General features: G+C 56.7%; 28 protein-coding genes. 9 read left to right on the top strand and 19 right to left on the bottom strand.

Annotated features, from left to right (window positions below; genetic code table 11):
- Positions 1-221 precede the first annotated feature (221 nt).
- Together ACNY69_RS01250 and ACNY69_RS01255 are read left to right on the top strand one after the other, a co-directional pair.
- A complete protein-coding gene (locus ACNY69_RS01250) occupies positions 222-695 on the top strand; it encodes an RcnB family protein (RefSeq protein WP_111139013.1) in 474 nt (157 codons plus the stop codon).
- A gap of 102 nt (positions 696-797) precedes the next feature.
- Positions 798-1634, top strand: a complete 837-nt coding sequence (locus tag ACNY69_RS01255; protein ID WP_418797360.1) for a Cof-type HAD-IIB family hydrolase — start codon at positions 798-800, stop codon at positions 1632-1634.
- Between the two features lie 76 nt (positions 1635-1710).
- Here ACNY69_RS01255 and ACNY69_RS01260 read toward each other — a convergent pair whose 3' ends face one another.
- On the bottom strand, positions 1711-2859 hold the full coding sequence (locus tag ACNY69_RS01260) for an iron-containing alcohol dehydrogenase (RefSeq protein ID WP_418797173.1): 1149 nt from the start codon (positions 2857-2859) through the stop codon (positions 1711-1713).
- Between the two features lie 290 nt (positions 2860-3149).
- On the opposite strand from ACNY69_RS01260, the gene gntT reads away from it, so the two are divergent.
- Positions 3150-4466 (top strand): gluconate transporter, encoded by a 1317-nt coding sequence (gntT, locus tag ACNY69_RS01265; protein ID WP_111139015.1) that lies wholly within the window; start codon positions 3150-3152, stop codon positions 4464-4466.
- Between the two features lie 143 nt (positions 4467-4609).
- Here the strand turns inward: gntT and ACNY69_RS01270 are convergent, their stop codons facing one another.
- The gene (locus tag ACNY69_RS01270; RefSeq protein ID WP_111139016.1) at positions 4610-4855 is read right to left on the bottom strand and encodes a hypothetical protein; all 246 of its coding nucleotides are present in this window, start codon (positions 4853-4855) and stop codon (positions 4610-4612) included.
- A gap of 256 nt (positions 4856-5111) precedes the next feature.
- Between ACNY69_RS01270 and ACNY69_RS21665 the strand changes: the two genes are divergently transcribed.
- From ACNY69_RS21665 to tatE, 5 genes are all read left to right on the top strand, one after another.
- Entirely contained in the window at positions 5112-5195 is an 84-nt protein-coding gene (locus ACNY69_RS21665) for a small membrane protein YohP (RefSeq protein WP_019105993.1), read from the top strand.
- A gap of 957 nt (positions 5196-6152) precedes the next feature.
- Positions 6153-6362, top strand: coding sequence for a transcription antiterminator/RNA stability regulator CspE (gene cspE / locus ACNY69_RS01275; protein WP_006118399.1), 210 nt, complete (start codon positions 6153-6155; stop codon positions 6360-6362).
- A 224-nt stretch (positions 6363-6586) separates the two neighbouring features.
- On the top strand, positions 6587-7009 hold the full coding sequence (locus tag ACNY69_RS01280) for a GNAT family N-acetyltransferase (protein ID WP_111139019.1): 423 nt from the start codon (positions 6587-6589) through the stop codon (positions 7007-7009).
- Between the two features lie 322 nt (positions 7010-7331).
- Positions 7332-8129, top strand: coding sequence for a deaminated glutathione amidase (locus ACNY69_RS01285; RefSeq protein WP_111139020.1), 798 nt, complete (start codon positions 7332-7334; stop codon positions 8127-8129).
- A 208-nt stretch (positions 8130-8337) separates the two neighbouring features.
- The gene (gene tatE, locus ACNY69_RS01290) at positions 8338-8541 is read left to right on the top strand and encodes a twin-arginine translocase subunit TatE (RefSeq protein ID WP_003854033.1); all 204 of its coding nucleotides are present in this window, start codon (positions 8338-8340) and stop codon (positions 8539-8541) included.
- A gap of 101 nt (positions 8542-8642) precedes the next feature.
- Here tatE and lipA read toward each other — a convergent pair whose 3' ends face one another.
- From lipA to leuS, 13 genes are all read right to left on the bottom strand, one after another.
- Positions 8643-9608, bottom strand: coding sequence for a lipoyl synthase (gene lipA, locus ACNY69_RS01295; RefSeq protein WP_111139021.1), 966 nt, complete (start codon positions 9606-9608; stop codon positions 8643-8645).
- Between the two features lie 169 nt (positions 9609-9777).
- Positions 9778-10437 (bottom strand): lipoyl(octanoyl) transferase LipB, encoded by a 660-nt coding sequence (gene lipB, locus ACNY69_RS01300; RefSeq protein ID WP_418797176.1) that lies wholly within the window; start codon positions 10435-10437, stop codon positions 9778-9780.
- Positions 10438-10516: 79 nt separating this feature from the next.
- A complete protein-coding gene (ybeD, locus tag ACNY69_RS01305) occupies positions 10517-10780 on the bottom strand; it encodes a DUF493 family protein YbeD (protein ID WP_031377758.1) in 264 nt (87 codons plus the stop codon).
- Positions 10781-10880: 100 nt separating this feature from the next.
- Positions 10881-12092 (bottom strand): D-alanyl-D-alanine carboxypeptidase DacA, encoded by a 1212-nt coding sequence (gene dacA, locus ACNY69_RS01310; protein WP_418797177.1) that lies wholly within the window; start codon positions 12090-12092, stop codon positions 10881-10883.
- A gap of 131 nt (positions 12093-12223) precedes the next feature.
- Positions 12224-13312 (bottom strand): endolytic peptidoglycan transglycosylase RlpA, encoded by a 1089-nt coding sequence (gene rlpA / locus ACNY69_RS01315; protein ID WP_111139024.1) that lies wholly within the window; start codon positions 13310-13312, stop codon positions 12224-12226.
- A 10-nt stretch (positions 13313-13322) separates the two neighbouring features.
- Positions 13323-14435 carry a peptidoglycan glycosyltransferase MrdB gene (gene mrdB / locus ACNY69_RS01320; protein ID WP_111139041.1) on the bottom strand — a complete coding sequence of 371 codons (1113 nt, stop codon included), beginning with the start codon at positions 14433-14435 and terminating at the stop codon, positions 13323-13325.
- Positions 14436-14443: 8 nt separating this feature from the next.
- A complete protein-coding gene (gene mrdA, locus ACNY69_RS01325) occupies positions 14444-16348 on the bottom strand; it encodes a peptidoglycan DD-transpeptidase MrdA (protein WP_111139025.1) in 1905 nt (634 codons plus the stop codon).
- A gap of 34 nt (positions 16349-16382) precedes the next feature.
- The gene (rlmH, locus tag ACNY69_RS01330; protein ID WP_111139026.1) at positions 16383-16853 is read right to left on the bottom strand and encodes a 23S rRNA (pseudouridine(1915)-N(3))-methyltransferase RlmH; all 471 of its coding nucleotides are present in this window, start codon (positions 16851-16853) and stop codon (positions 16383-16385) included.
- A gap of 3 nt (positions 16854-16856) precedes the next feature.
- Positions 16857-17174 carry a ribosome silencing factor gene (gene rsfS, locus ACNY69_RS01335; RefSeq protein WP_111139027.1) on the bottom strand — a complete coding sequence of 106 codons (318 nt, stop codon included), beginning with the start codon at positions 17172-17174 and terminating at the stop codon, positions 16857-16859.
- A gap of 92 nt (positions 17175-17266) precedes the next feature.
- Positions 17267-17911 (bottom strand): nicotinate-nucleotide adenylyltransferase, encoded by a 645-nt coding sequence (gene nadD, locus ACNY69_RS01340; RefSeq protein WP_111139028.1) that lies wholly within the window; start codon positions 17909-17911, stop codon positions 17267-17269.
- Positions 17904-18935: a DNA polymerase III subunit delta gene (holA, locus tag ACNY69_RS01345; protein WP_111139029.1), complete on the bottom strand. Its 1032-nt coding sequence runs from the start codon at positions 18933-18935 to the stop codon at positions 17904-17906. The genes nadD and holA overlap by 8 nt, the downstream gene beginning before the upstream one ends.
- The gene (lptE, locus tag ACNY69_RS01350; protein ID WP_111139030.1) at positions 18932-19531 is read right to left on the bottom strand and encodes an LPS assembly lipoprotein LptE; all 600 of its coding nucleotides are present in this window, start codon (positions 19529-19531) and stop codon (positions 18932-18934) included. Before lptE ends, holA begins: the two co-directional genes overlap by 4 nt.
- 14 nt (positions 19532-19545) lie before the next feature.
- On the bottom strand, positions 19546-22128 hold the full coding sequence (gene leuS, locus ACNY69_RS01355) for a leucine--tRNA ligase (protein ID WP_288475783.1): 2583 nt from the start codon (positions 22126-22128) through the stop codon (positions 19546-19548).
- Positions 22129-22350: 222 nt separating this feature from the next.
- Between leuS and ACNY69_RS01360 the strand changes: the two genes are divergently transcribed.
- The gene (locus tag ACNY69_RS01360; protein WP_111139032.1) at positions 22351-22833 is read left to right on the top strand and encodes a zinc ribbon-containing protein; all 483 of its coding nucleotides are present in this window, start codon (positions 22351-22353) and stop codon (positions 22831-22833) included.
- Between the two features lie 58 nt (positions 22834-22891).
- Here ACNY69_RS01360 and ACNY69_RS01365 read toward each other — a convergent pair whose 3' ends face one another.
- The 4 genes from ACNY69_RS01365 to ACNY69_RS01380 all read right to left on the bottom strand — a co-directional run bounded on the left by ACNY69_RS01365 (position 22892) and on the right by ACNY69_RS01380 (position 26205).
- Entirely contained in the window at positions 22892-23617 is a 726-nt protein-coding gene (locus ACNY69_RS01365) for an amino acid ABC transporter ATP-binding protein (RefSeq protein WP_111139033.1), read from the bottom strand.
- Positions 23618-24295, bottom strand: coding sequence for a glutamate/aspartate ABC transporter permease GltK (gene gltK / locus ACNY69_RS01370; protein ID WP_111139034.1), 678 nt, complete (start codon positions 24293-24295; stop codon positions 23618-23620).
- Positions 24295-25035, bottom strand: coding sequence for an amino acid ABC transporter permease (locus ACNY69_RS01375; RefSeq protein WP_111139035.1), 741 nt, complete (start codon positions 25033-25035; stop codon positions 24295-24297). Before ACNY69_RS01375 ends, gltK begins: the two co-directional genes overlap by 1 nt.
- A 273-nt stretch (positions 25036-25308) precedes the next feature.
- Entirely contained in the window at positions 25309-26205 is an 897-nt protein-coding gene (locus tag ACNY69_RS01380; RefSeq protein ID WP_128086250.1) for an amino acid ABC transporter substrate-binding protein, read from the bottom strand.
- Positions 26206-26364: the final 159 nt, after the last annotated feature.

A 26364-nucleotide genomic window follows, 5' to 3' on the forward strand; every position in this document is an offset into this window, starting at 1 on the left:
CGGAGCGCGCAGGGGCTGAGGCGTTTCAGCGTGACCAGCCGGATGGAAGTTTCTCTGTCCGGCTGGCCCTGAGAGGCCTGGCTCTGTTAAGAAAGCGATAAGCAAGCGTAATTCTTTGTAAGTTAATGGTTTTTAAGACTATTGCCGATGTTTCCTGCCTCAGTGATTGCCATGATGCCGCTTAACGGTGCCTGAATCGCCGTGATTTCGGAGACAAGATCATGAAAAAAACAACGTTAACGCTTATCGCTTCACTTTTGACATGCAGCACACTCTTCTCGCAGGCCGCACAGGCGGATGACCACGATAACGGACACCGTATGCCGGTACCGCATCAGAACAGCGATCGCGGACCGGACAGTCGCGATCACACGCCGAATCGTGGCCGCGACAATCCGGGTCATGGCGACAGAAACCCGCATGATCAGGGCCGGGATCGCCATGAAGATCACAGCCGTCGCGACAGAGACGATGCGCGCGATCATTTCGCCTGGCAGGGGCACGACTTCCGTCGCGGCCATCCCATCCCGCCGGAATATCGCGGCGACCATTACCGGGTAGACAACTGGCATGAACGCGGTCTGCGTGAGCCGCCGCGCGGTTATCACTGGGCAGACATCGACGGCAACTATGTCTTAATTGCGGCCGCAACCGGTGTCATTACCGCCCTGGTGCTGAACAGTGCCATGAACTGATTCTTCCGGGATGGCATCGGTCATCCCGCTTTCTTTCCGTTTTACGGCCCCAGCGTCTATTCTGAGACTCCATGCTGAACATTCCCTGTGTAAGGAGTCATGATGACGACGGTTAAGATGGTGGCGGTAGATATGGACGGCACCTTTCTGGACGATAGCAAGCAGTATGACCGATCCCGTTTTCTCGCCTGCTATCAGCAACTCATCGCCCGTGACATCAGATTTGTGGTGGCCAGCGGCAATCAGTATTACCAGCTCAAATCGTTCTTCCCGGCGATCGCCAGCGAGATCGCCTTTGTCGCAGAGAACGGCGCCTGGATTATCGACCGTGATGAGGAGCTGTTTTGCGGTGCCTTTGAACGCCGCGATGTGGAAGCTGTGATCGCCACCCTGAAAAACGGGGACTATCCGGGCCTGCGCTACCTGCTGTGCGGCCGGGAAAGCGCTTACTACTTCGAGGGCATGGATGAGACGTGGCTGAAGAAAATGCGGCATTACTGCCACCGGCTGAAGCCGATTAACAGGCTGGATGACGTGCAGGATGACCGGCTGTTCAAGTTCGCGCTGAACCTCTCGGATGACTACATCGAACCCTTAATGGCGGATATTGAGCGGCTGCATCAGGGCCGCATAGCCGCGACCTCAAGCGGTCACGGTTCGGTGGATCTGATCGTGCCCGGAAACCATAAAGCGCACGGTCTGGACCTGCTGGCCCGGCGCTGGAGTATTTCGCACGATCAGGTGCTGGCGTTTGGTGACGGTGGCAACGATCTGGAGATGCTCAGACAGTCGGGCTTCAGTTTTGCGATGGCTAACGCGCCCGAGCGGGTGAAGCAGGCGGCGCGCTATGCGGCCCCCGCCAATAACGAGCAGGGCGTGCTGCAGGTGATTGAGCAGATGCTGGCTGGCAGCGGACCCTTTAGCGCCACATCGGCTTAGCTGAGCGGCGCGGCAAACCGCACCACTCTGCAGCCGGAGATCGGCCTGACCAGCCGATCCCCGGCTATGGGGCGGGTTACTCTGTCACGGGCCAGGCCTGGGCGAGCATCTTCTGCATCTGCTCACGGCTGTAATCAATCAGTGAATTTTTACTGCTGGCGCGCGCCAGAATCCACTCCATCTCCGCATGGCTCAGCGACGGCCCATCCTGCCAGAAAGCCACGATCGCCTGCTGCTGCAGCCACTGCTTAAGGAACCGGGCCGGAGAATCTGTGGTTTCGTTAAAGAGCTCTGCATGCAGCTCGGCCATCAGCTGGCGCTGAAGCGGATGGCCGCTGTCGGCCAGCAGCTCCAGGAACGGAAAGAGCAGACGGCCGCACACTTCACCATGATGGAAGGGTTTAATCGCCCCCAGCTCACCGGCAATGCCGTGGATCACCCCCAGGCCGGCGCTGCTGAGGCTGACGCCGCCCAGCCAGGAGGCCATCATCATCGCGTCCCGTGCCCGATCGCCTGCGTCATCCTCCCGGTTCAGATCGGGCCAGGCCTGAATAAACTGACGCAGGCCGGTCAGGGCCAGCTGGCGAGTGAAGAGATTCCCCTTGCTGGAGAGATAAGCTTCAAACAGATGGGTAAAGGCGTCGATACCGCAGGTCGCCAGCACCCGATCCGGTGCGCCTTTCAGCAGGTCAGGGTCGAGAATCGCGACTTCCGGCACAAAGACCGGATGGCGCAGTGACGCTTTGATCTGAATATCACGCTGATCGGTCACCACCGCATTCTGGGTGACTTCACTGCCGGTTCCGGCGGTGGTCGGAATGGCGATCAGCGGCAGGGTGATGGGCTGAACCGCCGTGTCACCCACTTTTTCCAGATAGCGGGCGACAGGCAACGGATGCTGCACCATCGCGCTGAAAGCTTTCGCCGCATCCAGCACGCTCCCTCCGCCAATCGCGACTACCCGATCGACATGGCCGCGCCAGCGCGCCACCCAGCCATCAATGTCGGCGGGAGAGGCTTCATGGCTGACGATCTCGTAACCGATGATGTGATCGTTGAGTCCGGCTTTCAGCCTGGCGTAGGCCGGGCCCTGCAGAAAAGAGTGCCCGCAAAACAGCAGCGTAGGCTGCGGACGGGCGGCCAGCAGCGGCACCAGTTTATTCAGGCTCCCGCGGCCAAAGAGGGTTCGTTGATTACTGTACAGCTCACTCAGGTTCTCACTCACCAGCGCATCCTTTGTCTGTTTCGCTAAAATCTGAGTGTAACGAAAAGCGCCGGGCGGGCATTGGCAAACTTTCTGATAACGTACCGGCAAAAAGTTGATCACCTTCGCAAAACAGAAATTCACCCCGGCGGAGTGATGCTTTCATGCGGATGTTACCCTTAACATGTTATCGGTAACAGCGTTTGTCGGAATGTGTAAACCTTTTACAGACGCTCTGTTTTGTCGCCTTCAGGGGCTCACGATAATAAACGACACCGGATGCTGTCCGGTGCGCAAGGTGGAGAAAAGCTATGCCATTACTCTATGTGGCGATCGGCGTCGCGCTACTGCTGCTGCTGATGATTCGCTTTAAGCTCAATGGATTTATCGCGCTGATTCTGGTGGCGCTGGCGGTCGGTGTGATGCAGGGCATGCCGGTTAATAAAGTCATCACTTCAATCAAAGCGGGCGTCGGCGGCACGCTGGGCAGCCTGGCGCTGATCATGGGTTTTGGTGCCATGCTCGGGAAACTGCTGGCCGACTGCGGCGGTGCGCAGCGTATTGCGACCACTCTGATTGAAAAATTCGGTACGAAGCATATCCAGTGGGCGCTGGTGCTGACCGGCTTTATCGTCGGGTTCGCGCTGTTCTATGAAGTCGGTTTTGTGCTGATGCTGCCGCTGGTGTTCAGCGTGGCGGCCTCGGCGCGCGTGCCGCTGCTCTACGTTGGGGTGCCGATGGCGGCGGCTCTCTCCGTGACGCACGGCTTCCTGCCGCCACATCCGGGTCCGACCGCGATTGCGACGCTGTTCAACGCCGACATGGGTAAAACGCTGCTGTTCGGCACGCTGCTCGGGATCCCGACGGTGATTCTGGCCGGGCCGGTCTACGCCCGTTTCCTGAAAAACATCGACAAGCCGATTCCTCAGGGCCTCTATAACCCGAAAACCTTTACCGAAGCGGAAATGCCCGGCTTTGGTGTCAGCGTCTGGACGGCGCTGGTTCCGGTGGTGCTGATGGCGCTGCGTGCGGTGGCGGAGATGCTGTTACCTAAGGGCCACGCGCTGCTGCCTTACGCCGAGTTCTTTGGTGACCCGGTGATGGCTACGCTGATTGCCGTGCTGATTGCGATTTTCACTTTTGGCCTCAACCGTGGCCGCACGATGGAACAGGTTATGGATACCCTGACCGACTCCATCAAAATCATCGCCATGATGCTGTTGATCATCGGCGGTGGCGGGGCCTTTAAACAGGTTCTGGTCGACAGCGGCGTGGATAAATATATCGCCAGCATGATGCACTCGACCCAGCTTTCGCCGATCTTTATGGCCTGGTCGATTGCTGCGGTGCTGCGTATCGCACTCGGCTCGGCGACGGTCGCGGCGATCACCGCGGGCGGGATTGTGGCGCCGCTGATTGTCACCAGCGGTGCCAGCCCGGAACTGATGGTGATCGCGGTGGGTTCCGGCAGCGTAATCTTCTCTCACGTTAATGACCCGGGCTTCTGGCTGTTCAAGGAGTACTTTAATCTGACAATTGGCGAAACCATTCGCTCCTGGTCGGCGCTGGAAACCATCATCTCGGTGTGTGGACTGGTGGGCTGCCTGCTGCTCTCCTGGATGATCTAATCGCAGCCTGTCTGCACACGGGCGGGAGAGTGGCCTTTCCGGCCGGGATAAGAATGAGCCGATAACGATCGCAGAGCAGGGCATTGACCTGAAACGGGCCGCAACGTGCGGCCCGACATCTTTATCAGCCTGAATCAGGCGTCTCAGTAAGACGGTCCGAAACCGGCTTTCACCATCTCTTCCCGCAGTGCGCGTGCAATCTCGCGGTTGCCACCGGTGACCGGGTAGATAACGTTGTTCACCACATCATCAAGGTAATGCTCGTCAAATTCCTGCATCGTGAGCTGAGTGCCGCCTTCATCGTTGATGGCGAATGAACCTTTGATGTGATTACCGCTGTTTTTTGCCTTGAGGCTGTAGCGGCCCATGCTGGTATTAATCGTGCTCATAAGATCTCCTCGCAACTCATTTCAATCTGATCACTATTGAGGGCTGCCTTGCCGCCTAAATTTTAGCCAGGAGTCACCTGATTAACGAAAAAAGCGTGCCACTAAAAAGCGGTGTTGCGATCCTAATCTCAGAACTGGAATAAAAGCGAAAGTTGCTGAACTTATGAACAGTCGGCCTCTGAGTGAAGCGGCATAACAATTTTTTCTGTCTATACTGCTTACAGGAAAAGTGTTTAACCGATGAGGGGCAAAGGAAATGAAAATTATTCTGTGGATTATCGCAATCATCTTTATCGTAGGCTTGCTGACCCTGACAGGGGTATTCAAACTGATTTTCTGATGGCAGATGGCCGGAACAGCAGCAGCGGGCACCTAATCAGGTGCCCGCAATGTTTTCTGGCTGGCCAGGAGACACTGGCTGATTGGGTCCATCGGCGTATTGGGTAGCAGATCCTTCAAGCCCAGCGGCTTGTGGCAGCTTGCGCAACAGGCGCCATGAAAATTGCGCTGAGCTTCGCTGAAATCCGTGAAAACAAACCGGGCACTTCCACACTGCGTGCAGCGTATCTTCATTACCATTCTGTTTTACCCTCCTTTTTAATGCGCGTTTCTGCTGCGCGTCCCTGACCGGTTAAGCAGGCGTTATCTATTACCGGACAATATTATTTCGTGCTGCGACCAGAAACGTAATTTTTTCCAGACTGCAATGTTTGCTGTCAAATGCGAATTTGATGCTTAAAATAGTTTTCTTTGATATTGATCAACGCTTACTCATTGATGGATAAAATATCCGCGAATAGCGCGCCAGCACTGGCGTAAATGACGCAACTGGTTCATTTCTGGCCGGGCAGAAGCCGATTTGCGCTGAGATAAATCGGAGGGAGATGGCTGCTTTTTGATCTTTCGTGCTATGCCATACGTTTAACGTGGAAAAAATGGGCCTGCGTCAGGAAAAAGAGGCGCGCATTAACGGTAAAAAACAGCCTGCTGAGGTTCATCAGTGCCGCTAACCACAAAAATTCCTCCGAATAAGAATTTTCTTTTTAACATGCACTCCCCTTCACGCTGAAAACGGAAAAGCTCCGCCTTTCCAGCAGGTTAGCTAACAGAACGATTAACATCTCATCTTCCTCTTCTGGAGGGTTATGCAAGTCGAAAAGCAGGAAAGTGTGATGTGTGCACAGAAAGTCGATATTTATCACTTTTTCATCAAATCGTACTGGACAAATCCCTCCGCAATTGCTGTACTAGACCCCGACACAGTTTAGTGTCCATTTTTCATGTAAAGGTAATATAGATGTCTAAGATCAAAGGTAACGTTAAGTGGTTTAATGAATCTAAAGGATTCGGTTTCATTACTCCTGAAGATGGCAGCAAAGATGTATTCGTACACTTCTCTGCAATCCAGAGCAACGGCTTCAAAACTCTGGCTGAAGGTCAGCGCGTTGAGTTTGAAATCACCGACGGCGCGAAAGGCCCATCTGCTGCTAACGTTATCAGTCTGTAAGTTAACAGTCAGAATTCTAAAAACCCGCCTGATGGCGGGTTTTTTTATGGCTGCCATCCGCGCTTCTCCTCCCCACCTCTCACGCCCGCATCGCTACCACGCCGCACAAACTGCGTGACGCCTCACAATAAATCCTCATAACATATTTATAACAACCTGAAGTGCAGCTTTTTGGCGGGCAACGCTATATAACTGTGCGACAGAACCCGGTGTGAGGAGGCAGGATGAAGATACGACAGGCAGAGTTGAAAGACAGTTTTGCGCTGAGCGCCTTGCTGAGCGAGTTAGGTTATGGGAAAACAGAGGGCTTCATTGAACAGCGCCTGGCGCAATTGTGCAGCGATCCCAGCGAAGCCCTGCTGGTGGCAGAGCATGGCAGCCAGGTGCTTGGCTTTCTCTCCCTGCATTTCATCCCTCAGCTGGCACTGGCCGGTGATTTCGCCCGCATCAGCTATTTCTGCATCGCCGAGGGGGAACGCAGCAAAGGCGTTGGTCAGCAGCTGATTCAGCACGCCGAAACGCTGGCGGCGCAGCGTGGCTGCGATCGTATGGAAGTCCACTGTCATCAGTCGCGTCTCAAAGCCAACCAGTTTTACGCCCGCGAAGGCTACAGTGAGTCTCCCTGTTATCTGATCAAAGCGCTGTAAGCGGGGAGGGGGCACAGACGCGTAGCCCCGGTTTCTCTGTCTGCGCTGAAGGCCGAAGCTGCCGCCGGGTCGCCTCTCAGCCGTTTATGCTTTCCGCAGGGCGCTCAGCCAGCAGAAACCCTCAGCGGCGTTCTGCGGCACGCTTCATTTCCGGCGCTGTCTGTAACTGCCGCCGGGGGATTGGCCCTTCACAGGCCGTCACGGCAGCAGAGCGGTCACAGGCGAGCGGCTGCCGTAGCCGGAGACAGCGTGGAACAGACGGAATGCTGGCTGCGGTAAGCCATTCCCTTTCATCAGAACGGGGTAACAGGAGAAGAGAACAATGAAAGTCGCACTGGGGCAGTTTGCGGTGAGCCGTGAATGGCAGGAGAACGCCACAACCTGTCTGGATTTCATGCAGCGCGCGGCAGAGGCTGATGTTGATCTGCTGGTGCTGCCCGAAGCGGTACTGGCGCGCGATAACAGCGATCCCGATTTTGTGATTCAGGCGGCGCAGCCGCTGGAGGGTCCTTTTCTGAGCCGGTTGCTCGCCGCCAGCCAGCACAGCGCGCTGACTACCATTATGAGCGTGCATGTCCCCACCGGTCAGCAAAAAGTGCTTAACGTACTGGTGGCTATCCGCAACGGAGAAGTCATCGCCGCCTATGAAAAGCTCCATCTTTACGACGCCTTTGCGATGCAGGAGTCCCGGCGCGTCAATCCGGGCCATGCCGTGCCGCCGCTGATTGAGGTGGCAGGGATGAAGGTCGGTTTAATGACCTGCTATGACGTGCGCTTCCCGGAGCTGGCACGGCGGCTGGCGCTGGATGGCGCAGAGGTGCTGGTGCTGCCGGCCGCCTGGGTTAAAGGTCCGCTGAAAGAGATGCACTGGGAGCTGCTGACCCGCGCCCGTGCGCTGGAGAACACCTGCTATATGGTGGCGGTGGGTGAATGTGGCCCACGCAATATCGGCAACAGTCTGGTTGTCGATCCGCTGGGCGTGGCAATAGCGAATGCGGCTGAGTCGCCTGCGCTGCTGTTTGCCGACATCGATCCGGAACGCATTGCCTATGCGCGTCAGGTGTTACCGGTGCTGGAGAACCGGCGCTTTGCGCGTCCTGAACTCAACGGATCGCTATAAAGCCTGCCAGTCGCAGAAACAGGTGGTACACTCTCCACGCCGGACGCCGTTAGTGCGTTCGTCTGAAAGGGGGGCCGTGTCCCGGTCAGTCTGAGACTCCCCGGTCCGGCGCTGGCGATCTTACTCTGTTACAGATTGCAGTTGTCGACACTGGCAAACTGCGCGTAAATAACAGTCACCGTGATTCGATAAAGTTAAAAGGTTAAATATGGAAGGTATCAGTATTGCCAAGCTGCTGATCATCGGTGCGCTTATCGTACTGCTTTTCGGTACTAACAAGCTGCGCTCGCTGGGCGGCGATCTGGGCTCTGCCATCAAGGGCTTCAAAAAAGCCATGAAAGATGAAGACACCAGCGCAACCCGGACAACAGCCGAAGATGTGCCGGCAGAACGCGTCGTTCATAAAGATTAATCGGTTATTGGCTGCAAATAACTGTTACTTTTTATTTCGCGTACACAAAAAAACCAGACCGCAAAGTCTGGTTTTTTGTTTTCTGGCGTCTGAAAGGGCGCTTATTTCACTTCTTCGCCTTTCGCCTGCATGTCGGCATGATAAGAGGAGCGGACAAACGGCCCGCATGCCGCATGGGTAAAGCCCATCGCCATCGCCTCTTCTTTCATTTCATCGAATTCAGCCGGGCTGACATAACGCTGAACCGGCAGATGATGACGGCTGGGCTGCAGATACTGTCCCAGCGTCAGCATGGTGACGCCATGACGACGCAGATCGCGCATCACTTCAATGATTTCGGCGTTGGTTTCGCCCAGACCCACCATGAGACCCGATTTGGTCGGGACATCCGGATGTGCTTCTTTGAAACGCTCAAGCAGCTTCAGTGACCACTCGTAGTTGGCACCCGGACGCACCTGACGATAAACACGCGGAACGTTTTCCAGATTGTGGTTAAACACATCCGGTGGCGTTGCGGTGAGAATCTCCAGCGCACGATCCATACGGCCACGGAAGTCCGGCACCAGCGTTTCAATTTTAATGGTGGGGTTTTTTTCCCGGATGGCGCTGATACAGTCGGCAAAGTGCTGCGCACCGCCGTCTCGCAGATCATCGCGGTCAACCGAAGTGATCACCACGTAACGCAGGCCCATATCGGCAATGGTCTGCGCCAGTTTCGCGGGTTCATTGGCATCCGGTGCATTAGGGCGACCGTGGGCCACATCGCAGAACGGGCAGCGGCGGGTACAGATCGCGCCGAGGATCATAAACGTGGCGGTGCCGTGGTTGAAACATTCTGCGAGGTTCGGGCAGGAGGCCTCTTCACAGACTGAGTGCAGCCCGTTTTTACGCATCGCGGCCTTGATGCCCTGAATACGACTGGAGTCAGCCGGCAGCTTGATTTTCATCCATTCCGGCTTACGCAACATCTCCTGCCGTTCAACAGCCACGGTTTTCACCGGGATCAGCGCCATTTTGTCTGCGTCACGATATTTGACGCCGCGTTCCATCTGAATTGGTTTACTCATAAATCAGCGGGTTCCGGTCGGATTGCGATTTGAAAGCTTTCCCACTCAAACCGGGAAGGGGGCTTTCAACTTTATTTGAAAAAAGTGCAAAAATTATATCATCTCATCGTCTGCGAAGCAGCCACAGTCAGCGCAGATAAGTTACATATTTGTAAATCCGCACGCTGCGTTAAGGCTCAACAGGCAGATCGCCAGCTACCCATTCAACATTTTCATAACCTGCCAGCCGCGCAAAGGCGCTGACCAGCGGTGCCTGAACCTGAGCTGTGGTCACCTCAGGCTGAAAATGTTTAAGCTGAGTCATGCTCATTCCGGCATAGCCGCAGGGATTAATGCGCAGGAAGGGCGTGAGATCCATTGCCACATTGAGCGCCAGACCGTGAAACGAACAGCCTTTACGGATACGCAAGCCCAGAGAGCAGATCTTCTCGTCGCCGACATAGACACCCGGCGCATCGGCACGCGCCCGGGCGCTGACGCCAAAATTGGCCAGGGTGGCGATGACCGTCTCTTCCAGAATGGTCACCAGCTGACGCACGCCGAGCTTACGGCGTTTCACGTCGATCAGCACGTACATCACCTGCTGGCCTGGGCCGTGATAGGTGACCTGGCCGCCACGGTCACTCTGCACCACCGGAATGTCGCCCGGCATCAGCAAGTGCTCTGCTTTTCCCGCCTGGCCCTGGGTAAAGACCGGAGGGTGTTCGACCAGCCAGATTTCATCGCGACTGTGTTCGTCGCGCTGGTCCGTGTAGGCATGCATGGCGTCGGAAGCTGATTGCCAGTCGCACAGACCTGACTGGCGGACGAGAAGAGTTTCAGATGACAAAACAGGAGTCCGTTAAAGGGGATACGTTGAAGAAAATGTCGGCAAAGCGTCAGGCAGAGGCGTCTTGCCGACCCGCTAATTACAGAACCATCCGCACAATTTCGATTTTGCCCAGCTCTTCATACAGGCGTTCAACCTGTTCGATATGGGTGGCGGTGATAGTGATGTTAACGGAGTGATAGTTGCCTTTGCTGCTCGGCTTAACTTCAGGGCTGTAGTCGCCGGGCGCATGACGTTGCACCACTTCAACCACTTGATCAACCAGCTCCGGTTGCGCCAGACCCATCACTTTATAGGTAAAGGGGGTAGGAAATTCGAGCAGTTCATTCAGTTTGGTTTTCATATTTACTCCGGTGCATAAAAAACAGGCTCCCGCCTGAGCGGGAGCATCATAATATCTGGTAATGGGGGCGAAGGGGTGATTTTTCAATCACCCGCCACGCTTAACCGAACCAGTGATGGAACATCAGCTTGATGTAATCCACGATACGGCCAAAGAAGCCCCCTTCCGAAACTTCGTTCAGCACCACCAGCGGACGCTGTTCGATAGTCTTGCCATCCAGCTGGAAGTTGATGCTGCCGACGACCTGATTTTTCTTCAGCGGTGCATGCAGCTCCGTGTTGGTCAGCACATAGCTGGCTTTCAGATCTTTCATCCGGCCACGCGGAATGGTCAGGTAAGCATCTTTCTCCACACCCAGCTGCACACGGTCGTTATCGCCGAACCAGACCGGCTCAGAGGCAAACTCTTTGCCCGCTTTCAGTGGCGCAACGGTTTCGAAGAAGCGGAAGCCCCAGGTAAGCAGTTTCTTACTCTCGGTTTCACGACCTTTAAAGGTATGGCCGCCCATCACGGCAGAAATCAGGCGCATCTGGCCTTCGGTCGCCGACGCCACCAGGTTATAGCCTGCGGAGTTGGTGTGACCGGTTTTAATGCCATCTACGTTCAGACTGGTGTCCCACAGCAGACCATTACGGTTCATCTGACGGATGTTGTTGAAGGTAAATTCCTTCTCTTTGTAGATGGCGTACTCATCCGGCACGTCGCGGATCAGCGCCTGACCAATCAGCGCCATGTCGCGCGCGGAGCTGTACTGACCTTCAGCGTCCAGACCGTGTACGGTGCCGAAGTGGGTATTCTGCAGGCCAATTGCTTTAACGTAGTTGTTCATCAGGTTAACGAACGCATCCTGACTGCCGGCGACATAGTCCGCCATGGCAACACAGGCGTCGTTACCAGACTGCAGCACGATCCCACGGGTCAGCTGAGAGACCGGTACGCGGTCGCCAGGCTTCAGGAACATCAGCGAGGAGCCCTTGAATACCGGGTTACCGGTCGCCCAGGCATCCTGGCCCACGGTGACCATATCGTCCTGATGAATTTTGCCCGCTTTCACGGCCTGGCCAATGACATAGCTGGTCATCATCTTGGTCAGACTGGCAGGATCGCGGCGCGCATCGGCATTTTTCTCAGCCAGCACTTTGCCCGAGTTGTAGTCGATAAGGACATACGCTTCGGCATCAATGTCCGGCACGCCCGGAATCATGGTCTTGAGATTGACGTCATCAGCAATAGCAGCATGGCTGAGAGAGAAGGCGATCAGTGATCCCACTGTCAGGCGTTTCAGCAAACGAGATGATTTCAGCGTGTTCATGTGTAGGACTACAACATCCGTGAGTTTAAGGTTAAAAATGTCACTCATCATACCCAATGCCAGTTCATCTGGCACCGGGCGTGATGATTGGGTTGTTAGCAGACGTAACGTGCAGCGGTCTGATTAACGATTCAGCGACGCGTATTGGTAATAAATGAGGCGGTCTGCCCCTCACTGCTCAGGCGCTGTTGCAGGGCTGCCGCTTCAGCGCGGGAAGCATAGCCGCCAAGCTGGACGCGATAGACATTGTTGCCTGCCTCTTCGACCTTGCCGGGCACGCCGTAACGCTGGCTCAGGCTTTTCATCATCTGACGCGCGCGGGCCGGATCGTTCAGCGCACCCACCTGAACCACATAGCCTGCGGCTTCACCGCTGCTGGCGGCGGGCGCACTGCTGGCGGCGGGGACCACCGCCGGTGCGGCAACGGCGGCAGGGGCCGCAGCAGGCGGTTCACTGCCTTCCAGCACGCCATTCGCTAAGGGCTGAGGGGCGCCAAGGAAGCCGCTGCTCTGAACCGGCGCACCCATGTTGTCGCTGCTCTGCAGGGTACTGTTGCTGATGGCATCGACATTCTGCGCCGGCGGTTCGGCGTTAGCGGCGCTGCCGCCGTTCATCACGTTACCACCGCTCAGATCGGGACGCGCCGGCAGCGAGTAGCTCTGTCTGGCGACCACGGTGCCGATGGTGCCGGGGCCGGAAAGCGTGCCGTCCGGCGCGACGCTGATATAGTCGACCCGCACGCGCGAATTGTTGGAAATGTTCAGACGATCACCCGCCGCCCGCGACAGGTCGATAATGCGGCCCGGCGTGTAGGGGCCACGATCGTTGACGCGCACCACAATCTGACGACCGTTTGCCATGTTCGTGACCCGCACATAACTCGGCAGCGGCAGAGTAGGATGGGCGGCGGTCAGCGCATCGGGATCGTAGGCTTCGCCGGTGGCGGTGCGGCTGCCCTGCGCCTCTTCACCGTACCAGGCGGCGATGCCGATTTCGCTGTAGTTCGACGGATCCTTGATGATGCGGTAATTTTTGCCGTTTACGCTGTAATCCTGGCTGGTACCCGGATTGATCGGCTCATAACGTGGCTCAACGCCTGGGATCTCCACGACCGGCCCATTGTAAGCCGGTTGCGGCGGCGCCGTATTTTGGGGTTCCGGCGTGGTACAGGCCGCCAGAACCAGTGATGCCAGTGCAACGCCAAGCCATTCCTTACGCATCTGCAGCCTCTTAGACACTTTTAGATAACATTTTTCGGTGAGTGTGGATCGACATCACAATGCCGAATCCCGCCATAAGCACGATCAGCGCGGAGCCGCCATAACTGACCAGCGGCAGCGGTACGCCAACCACCGGTAAGATACCACTAACCATGCCGATGTTAACGAAAACATAAACGAATAAAATCAGCATTAAACCCCCGGCCATGACCCGGCCAAAGGTGGTCTGCGCCCGGGCCGCCACCACCAGTCCGCGCATAATCAGCAGCAGATAAAGCAGCAGCAGCAGCAGGACGCCCACCAGACCTAACTCTTCGGCCAGAACCGCAAAGATAAAGTCGGTGTGACGTTCCGGTAAAAACTCCAGCTGAGACTGGGTGCCCTGCAGCCAGCCTTTGCCGCGCAGTCCGCCCGAGCCGATGGCAATTTTCGACTGGATAATGTGATAGCCGGCGCCCAGCGGGTCGGTTTCCGGATCGAGCAGCATCATCACGCGGTCGCGCTGATAATCGTGCATCAGGAAGAACCACAGGATCGGGATAAAGGCCGCAACCAGCAGCACCGCGACGCCGATCAGTTTCCAGCTCATGCCGGAGAGGAAGAGCACAAACAGACCGGAGGCGGCCACCAGAATCGAGGTGCCGAGATCGGGCTGAGCGGCGACCAGCAGGGTAGGGACAAAGATCAGCAGCAACGCAATGCCGGTGTTTTTCAGCGTCGGCGGGCAGACGTCACGGTTAATAAAGCGTGCCACCATCAGCGGCACCGCAATCTTGGCGATTTCCGAAGGCTGGAAACGGACAAAGCCGAGATCCAGCCAGCGCTGCGCACCTTTACTGATCTGCCCGAAGGCATCGACCGCCACCAGCAGGATGACGCAGACGATATAGAGATAGGGCGCCCAGCCTTCATAGACGCGCGGTGGCACCTGCGCCAGCACAATCATGATCACCAGACCCATCGCAATCTGGCCCAGCTTACGCTCCATCATGCCAGGGTCCTGACCACTGGCACTCCAGATCACCACGGCGCTGTAGGTCAGCAGGCCGAGAATGATCAGCATAAACAGCGGATCGATATGGATGCGCATCCAGATCGATCGTTTCTGCGGACTATCTTGCATCGACATGTTTATTCACCTTCATAACCGGGCGGCACAGGTGCTGCGTCCGGCAGGACTGTATTGTTATCACCCAGCATGATGTGATCCAGAATCTGGCGCATCACGGTGCCGACAGCCGGACCGGCGCCACCGTTTTCCAGAATAATGGTCACGGCGACCCGAGGCTTATCAAAGGGGGCAAACGCGGTCATCAGTTTATGGTCGCGTAATCGTTCAGCAATTCTGTGCGCGTTATAGGTTTCGTTCTCTTTCAGGCCAAAGACCTGCGCCGTACCGGACTTGGCGGCGATTTTATAGGGCGCATCAGCAAAACTCTTGTGCGCGGTTCCGTTGGGCCGGTTCGCCACGCCATACATGCCATCTTTGGCGATCTCCCAGAAGCCGGAGTGGATATCGCCGATTGGCGCTTCCGGCGGCTGGCGATAGGGCACCAGGGTGCGCCCTTCGCGGGTCGCCCGCAGCATGTGCGGCACTTTGACCACGCCGTCGTTGATCAGAATCATCATCGCTTTGTTCATCTGCAGCGGGGTAGCTGTCCAGTAACCCTGACCGATCCCCACCGGAATGGTATCACCCTGATACCACGGCTTTTTAAAGCGTCTCATCTTCCAGTCGCGTGTCGGCATGTTACCGGCGCTCTCCTGCGGCAGGTCGATGCCGGTGCGGCTGCCGTAGCCGAATTTATTCATCCACTCCGACAGGCGGTCGATACCCATGTCATAGGCGACCTGATAGAAGAAGGTATCGGCGGACTCTTCGAGCGCCTTGGTGACGTTCAGACGGCCGTGGCCCCATTTCTTCCAGTCGCGGAACCGTTTTTCGGAGCCGGGTAACTGCCACCAGCCGGGATCGAACAGGCTGGTATTGCGGTTAATGACGCCTGCACTCATGGCGGAGACGGCCACATAAGGTTTCACCGTCGAGGCGGGCGGGTAGGCGGCCTGAATCGCACGGTTATAGAGCGGACGGTTTTCATCTTCCAGCAGGCCGCGGTAATCCTTACTGGAGATGCCATCAACAAACAAGTTGGCATCGTAGCTGGGCGTGGAAACCATCGCGAGGATTTCACCGGTGCGCGGATCGCTGACGACCACAGCCGCGCGACTGCCCGCCAGCAGCGTCTCGATATACTGCTGCAGTTTCAGGTCGATAGTCAGATAGATGTCGCGGCCAGCCTGCGGCGACTCCTCGTGCAGCTGACGGATCACCCGACCCCGGTTGTTGACCTCTACCTCTTCAAAGCCGGTTTTGCCGTGCAGCAAATCCTCATAATAGGCTTCGATCCCGAGCTTGCCGATATCGTGGGTATCGGCATAGTTGGCCATCTTGCCCTCTTTGTCGAGGCGGGCCACGTCGCGGTCGTTAATCTTGGAGACGTAGCCGACAACGTGGGTCAGCGTAGCGCCATAAGGGTAGTAGCGGCGCTGATAGCCTCTGACTTCCACGCCGGGAAAGCGGTACTGATTAACCGCAAAGCGCGCCACCTGAACCTCATTCAGACCCGTCTTGATCGGGATCGAGGTAAAGCGCGGCGCACGCTTGCGCTCTTTCTGGAAATTCTCGAGGTCATCATCCGTCAGCTCGAGAATCGGCCGCAGATTTTCCAGCGTCTCCTGCAGGTTATCGACTTTTTGCGGAACCAGCTCGGCCCGATAGATGGTGCGGTTCAGCGCCAGCGGCGTGCCGGTGCGATCGTAGATAATGCCGCGACTGGGCGCGACAGGCACCAGTTTGATGCGGTTCTGGTTGGAGCGGGTGCTGTAATCATCAAAGCGAAGGATCTGCAGATGGTAAAGGTTAACCACCAGGATTGAAGAGAGCAGTAAGATGCCGACGAAGGCGATAAACGCCCGACGGACAAAGAGTTTCTGTTCGGCGCTGTAATCGCGAAAGGCGTTGCTTTGTAATTTCATCCGCTACTTGTCATGTCTGAAGTGGGCTGATCGGTCATTCACGATGATAAGGATGATTTGTCGTCACACTCCAGGCGCGATAGAGACTTTCCGCTACCAGCACGCGCACCAGCGGATGGGGCAACGTCAATGCTGACAGCGACCAGCTCTGCTCTGCCGCGGCTTTGCAGGCAGGGGCCAGGCCTTCAGGCCCGCCAATCAGCAGGCTGACATCGCGACCATCCAGCTTCCAGCGCTCAAGCTGCTGCGCCAGCTGCGGGGTTTCCCACGGATGTCCGGGAATATCCAGCGTCACGATGCGATTGCCTTTGCCGACCGCCGCCAGCATCGCTTCGCCCTCTTTTTCAAGAATGCGTCTGATGTCGGCATTTTTACCGCGTTTTCCCGCGGTCACTTCGGTCAGCTCAAGCGGCATATCTTTCGGGAAGCGGCGCAGATACTCCATGAAACCGGTCTGCACCCAGTCGGGCATTTTTGTGCCGACGGCAACAAGTTGCAGTTTCACCGATTAGCTCCAGAGTTTTTCCAGCTCATACAGCTGGCGACTCTCTTCCTGCATCACATGCACGATCACATCACCGAGATCGACCACCACCCAGTCTGCCGCGCTTTTGCCTTCGATACCCAGTGGCATCAGGCCCGCTAAACGGGATTCCTGCTCAACGTGTTCTGCGATAGAGGTCACATGACGCGTCGAGGTCCCGGTGCAGATGATCATGAAGTCGGTGATGCTGGATTTGCCCTGAACGTCGATGGTGACAATGTCCTGGCCTTTGAGATCATCAATCTTATCAATAACGAACTCTTGGAGTGCTTTACCTTGCAAAAGGTTCCCCTTGAAATCTGGTAGTAACGAGCCGGCTGTAAGCCCGGAGAGTGCAGCCAAAAAATTAAGCGGCGCAGTATAGCATGCCTGGATCAGTCGCGATATAAGCCTTCGCGGTCGATATAATCGATAACCGACGCCGGCAGCAGATCGCCACAGGGCTGGTTCTGATGGCGACGGCGGCGAATTTCGGTCGCCGAAATATCATAGAGTGGGGTGTCCGCCAGCCAGATATGGCCCGCGGGTTGTTCGTGCAGCTGCCGGATATCGCGGGTGACATGGCGATCGAGCCAGTGCTGCATCGCTGGCGTGTCGAACCGGGTCGCGTAGCCGGGACGCTGGCAGACCAGCAGATGGCAGAGTGACAGCAGATCCTGCCAGCGATGCCATTTTGCCAGGCTCAGCAGCGAATCCTGACCGATGATAAATCCCAGGGGCTGTGTGGCACCGCGCTCCGCGCGCCAGCTCTCTAGCGTCGTTACCGTCCAGGAGGGGGTGTCGCGCTGCAGCTCGCGGGTGTCGACGTCAAACAGGGGCAGGTCGCGGATTGCGCAGCGCAGCATCGCCACCCGCTGCGCCGCCGTCGCTTCCGGCTGTGGCCGGTGCGGTGGCACGTTGTTGGGCAGCAGCGTCACGCGCTGCAGGCCGGTCTGCTGAGCCAGCGCCTCGACCGGACGCAGATGACCAAAATGGATGGGATCGAAGGTGCCGCCAAACAGCGCGTGTAGCTCAGACATGGGCGAAGCTCGTCGGGAAAGCACGGCTGCTGAGCAGCAGCGTCAGGGTCTGTAACTGCGGCCAGACCGACTGACCATAATCCTGCTTCAGAGTGATCTCAATCTGACTCAGCAGATGGATAGCCCGTTGCAGGCGCGTCCCCTCCAGTCGCTGCAGGGCATCGGTAAACAGCGTACGGCGGTTCTGCCAGATACGCTGCTGATCCATCAGCGTGCGCAGCGGCTGTTCATGCTGATGGCGCTGCAGATGCAGCAGCGTCAGCAGATCGCGCTGCAGCGTGCGCAGCAGAATCACGACTTCGCTCTCCTCTTTTTCCAGCTGATGCAGGATATGCAGGGCGCGACGGCTCTTGCCCGCCAGAAGGGCATCGACCCAGTGGAACGGCGTGAAGTGCGCCGCATCGCTGACCGCCTCTTCCACCCGGGGCAGGGTCAGTTTGCCGTCGGGCCACTGCAGCGAAAGCCGCTCCAGTGCCTGCGCCAGTGCCAGCAGATTGCCTTCATAGCAGTAACACAGCAGCTGGATAGCCGCATCATCCACCGACAGTTTCTGAGCCTTAGCGCGATTAGCGACCCAGCGCGGCAGTTGCGCCTGTTCCGGCGTCTGGCAGGGCACCAGCACCGCGGAGGCGGACAACGCTTTGAACCAGGCGCTGTTCTCCTGCGCTTTGGTGAGTTTTGGCATCCGGCAGATCAGCAGAATATCGGCGTGCAGCAGCTGAGCGAGCTTTACCAGCTGCTCGGCCATCGCGGCGTTGGGGCCATTATCGGGGAACTGTAGCGTCATGGTCTGACGCTGGGCAAACAGGCTCAGGGACTGGCAGCTGACGAACAGGCTCTCCCAGTCGGTCTGGGCGTCCAGCGTAAAACTGAAATGCTCTTCGAAGCCCTGCGCGGTGGCAGCGCTGCGGATCGCATCTGAACTTTCCTGCAACAGCAGCGGTTCATTGCCCGCTAACAAATAACAGGCGCGCAGCCCCTCACGGAGCTGCGCGCTGAGTTGCTCAGGATAAATCCTGATCATTGCAGGCTGGTAGCCGAGGACGACGGCGCTTCCTGCGAACGCTGACCCGGCACCGGAATCACGGAAGCCGGTAAGGTCTCTTTGCTGTTCATCTGCGCGGCATGCACCGTCAGCAGCTTACGGACCAGCTGTTCGGCAGCACGCTGACGCATCTCCTGCGCGATCAGATCCTGCTCGGCATCTTTCGCCAGCGCCGCGTTCGGGTTATCGAAGAACGAGCGATAAACCGTGGTGCTGATAGGGTAGAGGCCTTTGCCCGGCAGCAGAACCTGCGCCGTCAGGGTCATGACCATCTGGTACTCCGCAGAGGTGCCGCTGATAAAGACCGAGGCGGTGTTTCGTCCCTGCGCCTCAGGGCCCAGACGCAGCGTCGGAATATCGGTGCGATTCTGCTTGCTGTCCTCAACAATGGTGACATTGTTGATACGCAGCTGCTGACGTACCGTGCGCGCCAGCGGACCATAGGGATCGCCGGATGAAACAATCAGCGTCTTCAGTTCGCTGGGCACCTGCGTGGTGCCGCGCGGATGAAAACCACAGCCGGCGGTGATCACCACCGCCAGCATGACAAACAGCCTGATAATCGGATGTCGCACAGTTCCTCCTGAACTTAACCTACGACCAGGTTAAGCAGTTTGCCCGGTACATAAATGACTTTACGGATAGTCACGCCGTCCAGATACTTCGCCACCAGATGCTCCTGGGCAGCGCGTGCCTGAACCTGTTCCTGCGTGGCATCGGCTGGTACGGTAATCTTGCCGCGCACTTTGCCGTTCACCTGCACCACGACCAGCAGTGAATCTTCAACCATAGCGGCTTCATCCGCAACCGGCCAGCTCGCGTCGTCGATGGTGCCTTCACCGCCCAGCGTCTGCCACAGAACATAGCAGGCGTGTGGGGTAAACGGATAGAGCAGACGCACGACCGCCAGCAGCGCTTCCTGCATCAGGGCGCGATCCTGTTCGCTCTCCTGCGGCGCGCGGGTCAGTTTGTTCATCAGCTCCATGATCGCCGCAATCGCGGTGTTGAAGGTCTGACGACGACCAATGTCATCCGCCACCTTGGCGATGGTTTTGTGCAGATCGCGACGCAGCGATTTCTGCTCGTCGTTCAGGCTGTTCACATCCAGCGCCACGGTCGCACCCTGCTGGGTGTGTTCGTAGATCAGTTTCCAGACACGTTTCAGGAAGCGGTTCGCCCCTTCAACGCCTGATTCCTGCCACTCCAGCGTCATATCCGCCGGTGATGCGAACATCATGAACAGACGCACGGTGTCCGCGCCGTAACGCTCAACCATCAGCTGCGGGTCGATGCCGTTGTTTTTCGACTTCGACATTTTGCTCATGCCCGCATACACCACTTCGCGGCCCTGTTTGTCGGTCGCTTTGACAATGCGGCCTTTCTCGTCGCGCTCAACCTCTACGTCAACCGGTGATACCCAGTTGCGTTCGCCGTTGGCGCCAGAGTAGTAGAAGGCATCAGCCAGCACCATGCCCTGACACAGCAGACGTTTAGCCGGCTCATCAGAGTTCACCAGGCCCGCGTCACGCAGCAGCTTGTGGAAGAAGCGGAAGTACATCAGGTGCATGATGGCGTGTTCGATGCCGCCGACATACTGATCGACCGGCAGCCAGTAGTTGGCCGCAGCCGGATCCAGCATGCCCTCTTTATAACTGGCGCAGGTATAACGCGCGTAGTACCAGGAGGACTCCATAAAGGTGTCGAAGGTGTCAGTTTCGCGCAGCGCAGGCTGACCGTTGACCGTGGTCTTCGCCCACTCCGGATCGGCTTTGATCGGGCTGGTAATGCCGTCCATCACCACATCTTCCGGCAGGATCACCGGCAGTTGATCGTCCGGTGCTGGCATCACGGTGCCATCTTCCAGCGTCACCATCGGGATAGGGGCACCCCAGTAGCGCTGACGGGAGACACCCCAGTCGCGCAGGCGATAGTTAACTTTGCGTACGCCCACGCCTTTGGCGGCCAGCGAGTCCGCAATGGCGTTGAAACCTGCCGCGTGATCCAGTCCGTTGAATTCACCGGAGTTGAACAGCGCACCTTTGTCGGTCATCGCCGCGGCGCTGACGTCAGGGATAGAGCCATCCAGATTGAGGACGACCGGCTTAATCGGCAGATCATATTTGGTGGCGAATTCCCAGTCGCGCTGGTCGTGCGCCGGAACGGCCATCACGGCGCCGGTGCCATATTCCATCAGCACAAAGTTAGCCACCCAGACCGGGAGCTGTTCGCCGGTCAGCGGATGCGTCACCGCCAGACCGGTCGCCATGCCTTTCTTCTCCATGGTGGCCATATCGGCTTCGGCCACTTTGGTATTGCGGCATTCAGCGATAAAGTCAGCCAGCGCAGGGTTGTTCACCGACGCCTGGGTGGCCAGCGGATGACCGGCAGCCACGGCCACATAGGTCGCACCGATAAAGGTGTCCGGACGGGTGGTGTAGACGGTGACCTGCTCTTCGCTGTTGGCGACGTCGAAGGTGATCTCAACGCCTTCGGAGCGGCCGATCCAGTTACGCTGCATGGTTTTAACCTGTTCAGGCCACTCTTCCAGCGTATCCAGATCGTTCAGCAGCTCTTCCGCGTAATCGGTGATTTTGATAAACCACTGCGGGATCTCTTTGCGCTCAACTTTGCTGTCGCAGCGCCAGCAGCAGCCATCGATGACCTGCTCGTTCGCCAGCACCGTCTGATCGTTCGGGCACCAGTTCACGGCGGAGGTCTTTTTATAGACCAGGCCTTTTTCATACAGTCTGGCAAAGAACCACTGCTCCCAGCGATAGTATTCTGGCTGGCAGGTCGCGAGTTCACGACTCCAGTCATAGCCAAAGCCCAGCAGCTTGAGCTGGTTCTTCATATAGGCAATGTTGTCGTAGGTCCACGGAGCCGGAGCAGTGTTATTTTTAACCGCCGCGCCCTCTGCAGGCAGGCCGAAAGCATCCCAGCCGATAGGCTGAAGAACGTTTTTGCCGAGCATGCGCTGATAACGCGCGATTACGTCGCCGATGGTGTAGTTACGAACGTGGCCCATGTGCAGGCGGCCAGAAGGATAGGGCAGCATGGAGAGGCAGTAGTACTTCTCTTTCCCTTCCTGCTCAGTCACTTTAAACGTTTCGTTTTCATCCCAGTGCTGCTGCACACGGGATTCAATCTCTTCCGGGCGGTATTGCTCTTGCATGGCTGCCTGTGGTCCTTTGTGAATAACATTTTTCTGGCTCTAAGATCCGCATAGCATACCCATAAGGCCGCATCTCAACAACACTTCCCACTTTGGCTGCGACGATTTCTGCGGAAAGCGTCAGCGCTCTCACTCTTTTGTAATTCACTGTACAGACGACACGGCAACAGCCACATTGCGACTAAACTTACTTCAGCGAGGGTCTGCATAAAGGAGAATAAAATGAATAAAGTGGCTCAGGAATATCGCGAGTCGTTAGCCGTGTTGACCGAGCGTCTTCGTCAGGGCGATCGTAACCTTGATGAACTGATTGCCGGACGGCGACAGCAGCTGATGGCGCGCGAAACGTTAACGGAAGCGGAGATTGATCAGGCGCTGAGTTCCGTGCGCCGCGATCTGGGGGAGTTTGCACGCAGTTATACCGATGTCGAAGAGCCACTGGCGGATTCGCTGTTTATGCGCATTATCCGCGAGAGCGTCTGGAAAGAGCTGGCGGACATCACCGATAAAAGTCAGCTGGAGTGGCGCGAGGTCTTTCAGGATCTGCATCACCACGGGGTGTATCAGAGCGGAGAAGTGGTAGGGCTGGGCAATCTGGTGTGTGAAAAGTGTCAGTTTACCCGCGCTATTTACACGCCTGAAACCCTGTCGCGCTGTCCTGAGTGCGGCCACGACCAGTTCCAGCGTCAGCCATTTGAACCCTGACAGGAATGGGTGACTGAAAGGAAGCGGGTCACGCTGTGTGACCCGCCGGTTACGCAGATTAGTGCAGGATTTTAGCGAGGAACTCTTTCGCGCGGTCAGACTGCGGGTTATTAAAGAAATCATCCTTGTTGGTGTCTTCGATAATTTTCCCCTCATCCATGAAAATGACGCGGTTAGCCACTTTGCGGGCAAAGCCCATCTCATGCGTTACCACCATCATCGTCATGCCCTCCTGGGCCAGCTCAACCATGACATCCAGCACTTCGTTGATCATCTCCGGGTCCAGCGCCGAGGTCGGCTCATCAAACAGCATCGCGATGGGATCCATGCAGAGCGCCCGCGCAATCGCCACGCGCTGCTGCTGACCACCGGAAAGCTGGCCGGGGAACTTCTCCGCATGCGCCGCCAGACCCACGCGCTTCAGCAGTTTCAGCCCCTTTTCGCGGGCCGCCGCCTTGTCGCGCTTCAGCACTTTTACCTGCGCCAGCACCAGGTTATTGATGATGCTCAGATGCGGGAACAGCTCGAAGTGCTGGAAAACCATGCCAACCTGGCTGCGAAGCTGCGCCAGATTGGTTTTTTTGTTGTTCACCTCGGTGCCGTTGACGGCGATCACACCCTGCTGAATCGGCTCAAGGCCGTTCACCGTTTTAATCAGCGTCGATTTACCGGAACCGGACGGTCCGCACACCACTACCACCTCACCGGTTTTGACATCGGTTGAGCAGTCGGTCAGCACCTGAAAGTGACCATACCACTTAGAAACATTTTTCAGGCTAATCATTTAAACCGTCCTTTTTCTTTTGAGATAGCTGACCAGCAACGAGGCGCTCAGGCTGATAACGAAGTAGACCAGACCTGCAAACAGAACCATTTCAACCTGGGTTCCGTCGCGCTCACCGATAGTGGACGCGGTGCGGAAGAAGTCCGCCAGGCTTAAGACATAGACCAGTGAAGTATCCTGGAACAGCACGATACCCTGGGTCAGTAACAGCGGAACCATGGCGCGGAACGCCTGCGGCAGAATGATCAGCCGCATCGACTGCCAGGGTGTCATACCCAGCGCCAGCGCCGCATTACCCTGTCCACGCGAGATACTGATGATGCCCGCACGGATAATTTCCGAGTAGTAGGCCGCTTCAAACAGCGAGAAGGCGACCATAGCGGAAATCAGGCGGATATCGGTCTTCGGCGACAGCCCCAGCACCTGCTGCAGGAAGCTCGGCACCACCAGATAGAACCACAGCAGCACCATGACCAGCGGCACCGAGCGGAACAGGTTGACATAAATTTTAGCGAACCAGCTGACAGGCTTAATGCTCGACAGACGCATCACCGCCAGCAGGGTGCCCCACAGAATGCCGAACACCACGGCGGTCAGGGTGATCTTAAAGGTGATCACCAGGCCGTTAAGCAGATAGGGCATGCTGGGTACAATGGAACTCCAGTCAAACTCGTACATTACTTGCCTCCCGCATTGCCTGGCAGCCGGACTTTGCGTTCGACCAGACTCATCAAGAACATAATCACCAGGTTGATGGCGATATAGGCCAGCGTAATGGCAGTAAAGGATTCATAGGCGTGCGCAGAGTAGTCGAGCAGTTTGCCCGCCTGCGCCGCCATATCGACCAGACCGATGGTGGAGGCGATCGCGGAGTTTTTCACCAGGTTGAGCATCTCCGATGTCATCGGCGGCACAATCACGCGATAGGCATTCGGCAGTAGGACATAGCGATAGGTCTGCGGCAGGGTCAAGCCCATCGCCAGCCCCGCATTCTTCTGTCCCGTCGGCAGTGACTGAATGGCTGCGCGTACCTGCTCGCAGACGCGGGCGGCGGTAAACAGACCCAGACAGATCATCGAGGAGAGGAAGAACTGAATATTCGGGTCCAGCTCAGACTTAAACCACATGCCCAGCTTTTCGCCCACCAGTTCGGGCGCGACCAGATACCAGAAGAAGAACTGGACGATCAGCGGGATGTTACGAAACAGTTCCACATAGCAGGTGCCAAGGGTGGAAAGCAGGCGATTCGGCACCGTGCGCAGAATGCCGAAAAATGAACCTACGCAGAAGGCGATAATCCAGGCACAGCAGGAGACCGCAATAGTCACCTGAAAACCGGACCACAGCCAGCCAAGGTAGGTCGTATTACCGAACGGGGCCTGTTCGAGGAAAATGCCCCAGTTCCAATCGATACCCATAACGAGCTCCGGAAAAAAAGGGTAGCTAAGCTACCCTGAAGATTGATGAACGGCGTTTTATTGCCTGATTCAGGGGAACGACCCGAATCAGTCTGTCTGTCCATGCCGCGGTTTCAGCAATCGAGAGGGCAGCCAGGCCGCCCTTGTTATACCCGTTCTCTTTCAGGCTTCGTCTGGCCCGGTGCACGTATCCGCCGCGCTGACCTGGGTCACGCGCCGGGATACATGCGCCTGCCATAAGGCAACCTGAAATCCATTGGGTATTTTTTTTTGTTAATTCAGTGCCTTGTCGTTCGGCGTCTTGAACAGGGCTTTCATGTCGTCAGACAGCTCAAAGTTCATGTTCAGGTTCTTCGGTGGAATCGGCTGCTTGAACCAGGTATCGAACCATTTTTCGGCCTGACCCGAGGTCTGGGCTTTCGCGATGGTTTCATCGACCAGTGCTTTGAACTGCGGATCGTCTTTACGCAGCATACAGCCGTAAGCTTCTTTCGACTGTGGCGTACCTAAGATCTCCCAGTTGTCCGGCTTTTTAGCCTTGGCGCGTTCGCCGGCCAGCAGGGCATCATCCATCATAAAGGCCACGGCACGACCGGTTTCCAGGGTACGGAAAGAGTCACCGTGATCTTTTGCGCTGATAATGCGCATATCCATTTTCTGTTCGTCATTCAGTTTGTGCAGCAGCACTTCAGAGGTGGTGCCGGACGTCACGACCACGGTCTTGCCTTTCAGGTCGGCGAAATCCTTGATCGGGCCACCTTTCTTAACCAGCAGACGGGTGCCGATGACGAAGATGGTGTCTGAGAACGCGGCCTGTTTCTGGCGCTCAAGGTTATTCGTGGTCGATCCACACTCATAATCGTAGGTGCCGTTTTGCAGCAGCGGGATACGGTTTTGTGAGGTGATCGGGATCATTTTGACCTGCAGGTCAGGCTTGTTCAGCTTCGCTTTGATCGCGTCCACGATAGCATTGGAGTAAGCCTGCGAATAACCCACGACTTTTTGCTGGTTGTCATAATAAGAGAAGGGAACTGATGATTCGCGATGCCCGACCACAATGACGCCATTGTCATTGATCTTCTTCAGAGTGCCGCTGAGATCTTCCGCCTGGGCCGCTCCCGCCGCTGCGCCGATCAGCAGAAGAGATAATGCCACTTTGCGTAGTTGCATGTTCCAACTCCTTAGTATGGAAAAGGCACAGGTTATAACCTGCGCTGATTATGATGTTGTGTCTGTTTTGCTGCGCTTCTGCTCATACTGCGGTTTTCGTCGCCGCAGATGAGTGATTAACATAACGGATTGTTAACGCAATGAAACAAAAAAGTTTCT

It is taken from the genome of Pantoea graminicola (genome assembly GCF_048452665.1).
Classification (GTDB): Bacteria; Pseudomonadota; Gammaproteobacteria; order Enterobacterales; family Enterobacteriaceae; genus Pantoea.

What these genes read in the sequence shown, in the direction of transcription:
- ACNY69_RS01255 (WP_418797360.1), top strand. Translation starts at nt 798, where the DNA reads ATGACGACGGTTAAGATGGTGGCGGTAGATATGGACGGCACCTTTCTG.
- dacA (WP_418797177.1), bottom strand. Translation starts at nt 12,092, where the DNA reads ATGAACACGCTGAAATCATCTCGTTTGCTGAAACGCCTGACAGTGGGA.
- ACNY69_RS01285 (WP_111139020.1), top strand. Translation starts at nt 7,332, where the DNA reads ATGAAAGTCGCACTGGGGCAGTTTGCGGTGAGCCGTGAATGGCAGGAG.
- mrdA (WP_111139025.1), bottom strand. Translation starts at nt 16,348, where the DNA reads ATGAAATTACAAAGCAACGCCTTTCGCGATTACAGCGCCGAACAGAAA.
- mrdB (WP_111139041.1), bottom strand. Translation starts at nt 14,435, where the DNA reads ATGCAAGATAGTCCGCAGAAACGATCGATCTGGATGCGCATCCATATC.
- leuS (WP_288475783.1), bottom strand. Translation starts at nt 22,128, where the DNA reads ATGCAAGAGCAATACCGCCCGGAAGAGATTGAATCCCGTGTGCAGCAG.
- lipA (WP_111139021.1), bottom strand. Translation starts at nt 9,608, where the DNA reads ATGAGTAAACCAATTCAGATGGAACGCGGCGTCAAATATCGTGACGCA.
- ACNY69_RS01365 (WP_111139033.1), bottom strand. Translation starts at nt 23,617, where the DNA reads ATGATTAGCCTGAAAAATGTTTCTAAGTGGTATGGTCACTTTCAGGTG.
- ACNY69_RS01270 (WP_111139016.1), bottom strand. Translation starts at nt 4,855, where the DNA reads ATGAGCACGATTAATACCAGCATGGGCCGCTACAGCCTCAAGGCAAAA.
- holA (WP_111139029.1), bottom strand. Translation starts at nt 18,935, where the DNA reads ATGATCAGGATTTATCCTGAGCAACTCAGCGCGCAGCTCCGTGAGGGG.
- ACNY69_RS01380 (WP_128086250.1), bottom strand. Translation starts at nt 26,205, where the DNA reads ATGCAACTACGCAAAGTGGCATTATCTCTTCTGCTGATCGGCGCAGCG.
- rlpA (WP_111139024.1), bottom strand. Translation starts at nt 13,312, where the DNA reads ATGCGTAAGGAATGGCTTGGCGTTGCACTGGCATCACTGGTTCTGGCG.
- ybeD (WP_031377758.1), bottom strand. Translation starts at nt 10,780, where the DNA reads ATGAAAACCAAACTGAATGAACTGCTCGAATTTCCTACCCCCTTTACC.
- ACNY69_RS01360 (WP_111139032.1), top strand. Translation starts at nt 22,351, where the DNA reads ATGAATAAAGTGGCTCAGGAATATCGCGAGTCGTTAGCCGTGTTGACC.
- ACNY69_RS01280 (WP_111139019.1), top strand. Translation starts at nt 6,587, where the DNA reads ATGAAGATACGACAGGCAGAGTTGAAAGACAGTTTTGCGCTGAGCGCC.
- nadD (WP_111139028.1), bottom strand. Translation starts at nt 17,911, where the DNA reads ATGTCTGAGCTACACGCGCTGTTTGGCGGCACCTTCGATCCCATCCAT.
- gntT (WP_111139015.1), top strand. Translation starts at nt 3,150, where the DNA reads ATGCCATTACTCTATGTGGCGATCGGCGTCGCGCTACTGCTGCTGCTG.
- gltK (WP_111139034.1), bottom strand. Translation starts at nt 24,295, where the DNA reads ATGTACGAGTTTGACTGGAGTTCCATTGTACCCAGCATGCCCTATCTG.
- tatE (WP_003854033.1), top strand. Translation starts at nt 8,338, where the DNA reads ATGGAAGGTATCAGTATTGCCAAGCTGCTGATCATCGGTGCGCTTATC.
- cspE (WP_006118399.1), top strand. Translation starts at nt 6,153, where the DNA reads ATGTCTAAGATCAAAGGTAACGTTAAGTGGTTTAATGAATCTAAAGGA.
- ACNY69_RS21665 (WP_019105993.1), top strand. Translation starts at nt 5,112, where the DNA reads ATGAAAATTATTCTGTGGATTATCGCAATCATCTTTATCGTAGGCTTG.
- ACNY69_RS01250 (WP_111139013.1), top strand. Translation starts at nt 222, where the DNA reads ATGAAAAAAACAACGTTAACGCTTATCGCTTCACTTTTGACATGCAGC.
- ACNY69_RS01375 (WP_111139035.1), bottom strand. Translation starts at nt 25,035, where the DNA reads ATGGGTATCGATTGGAACTGGGGCATTTTCCTCGAACAGGCCCCGTTC.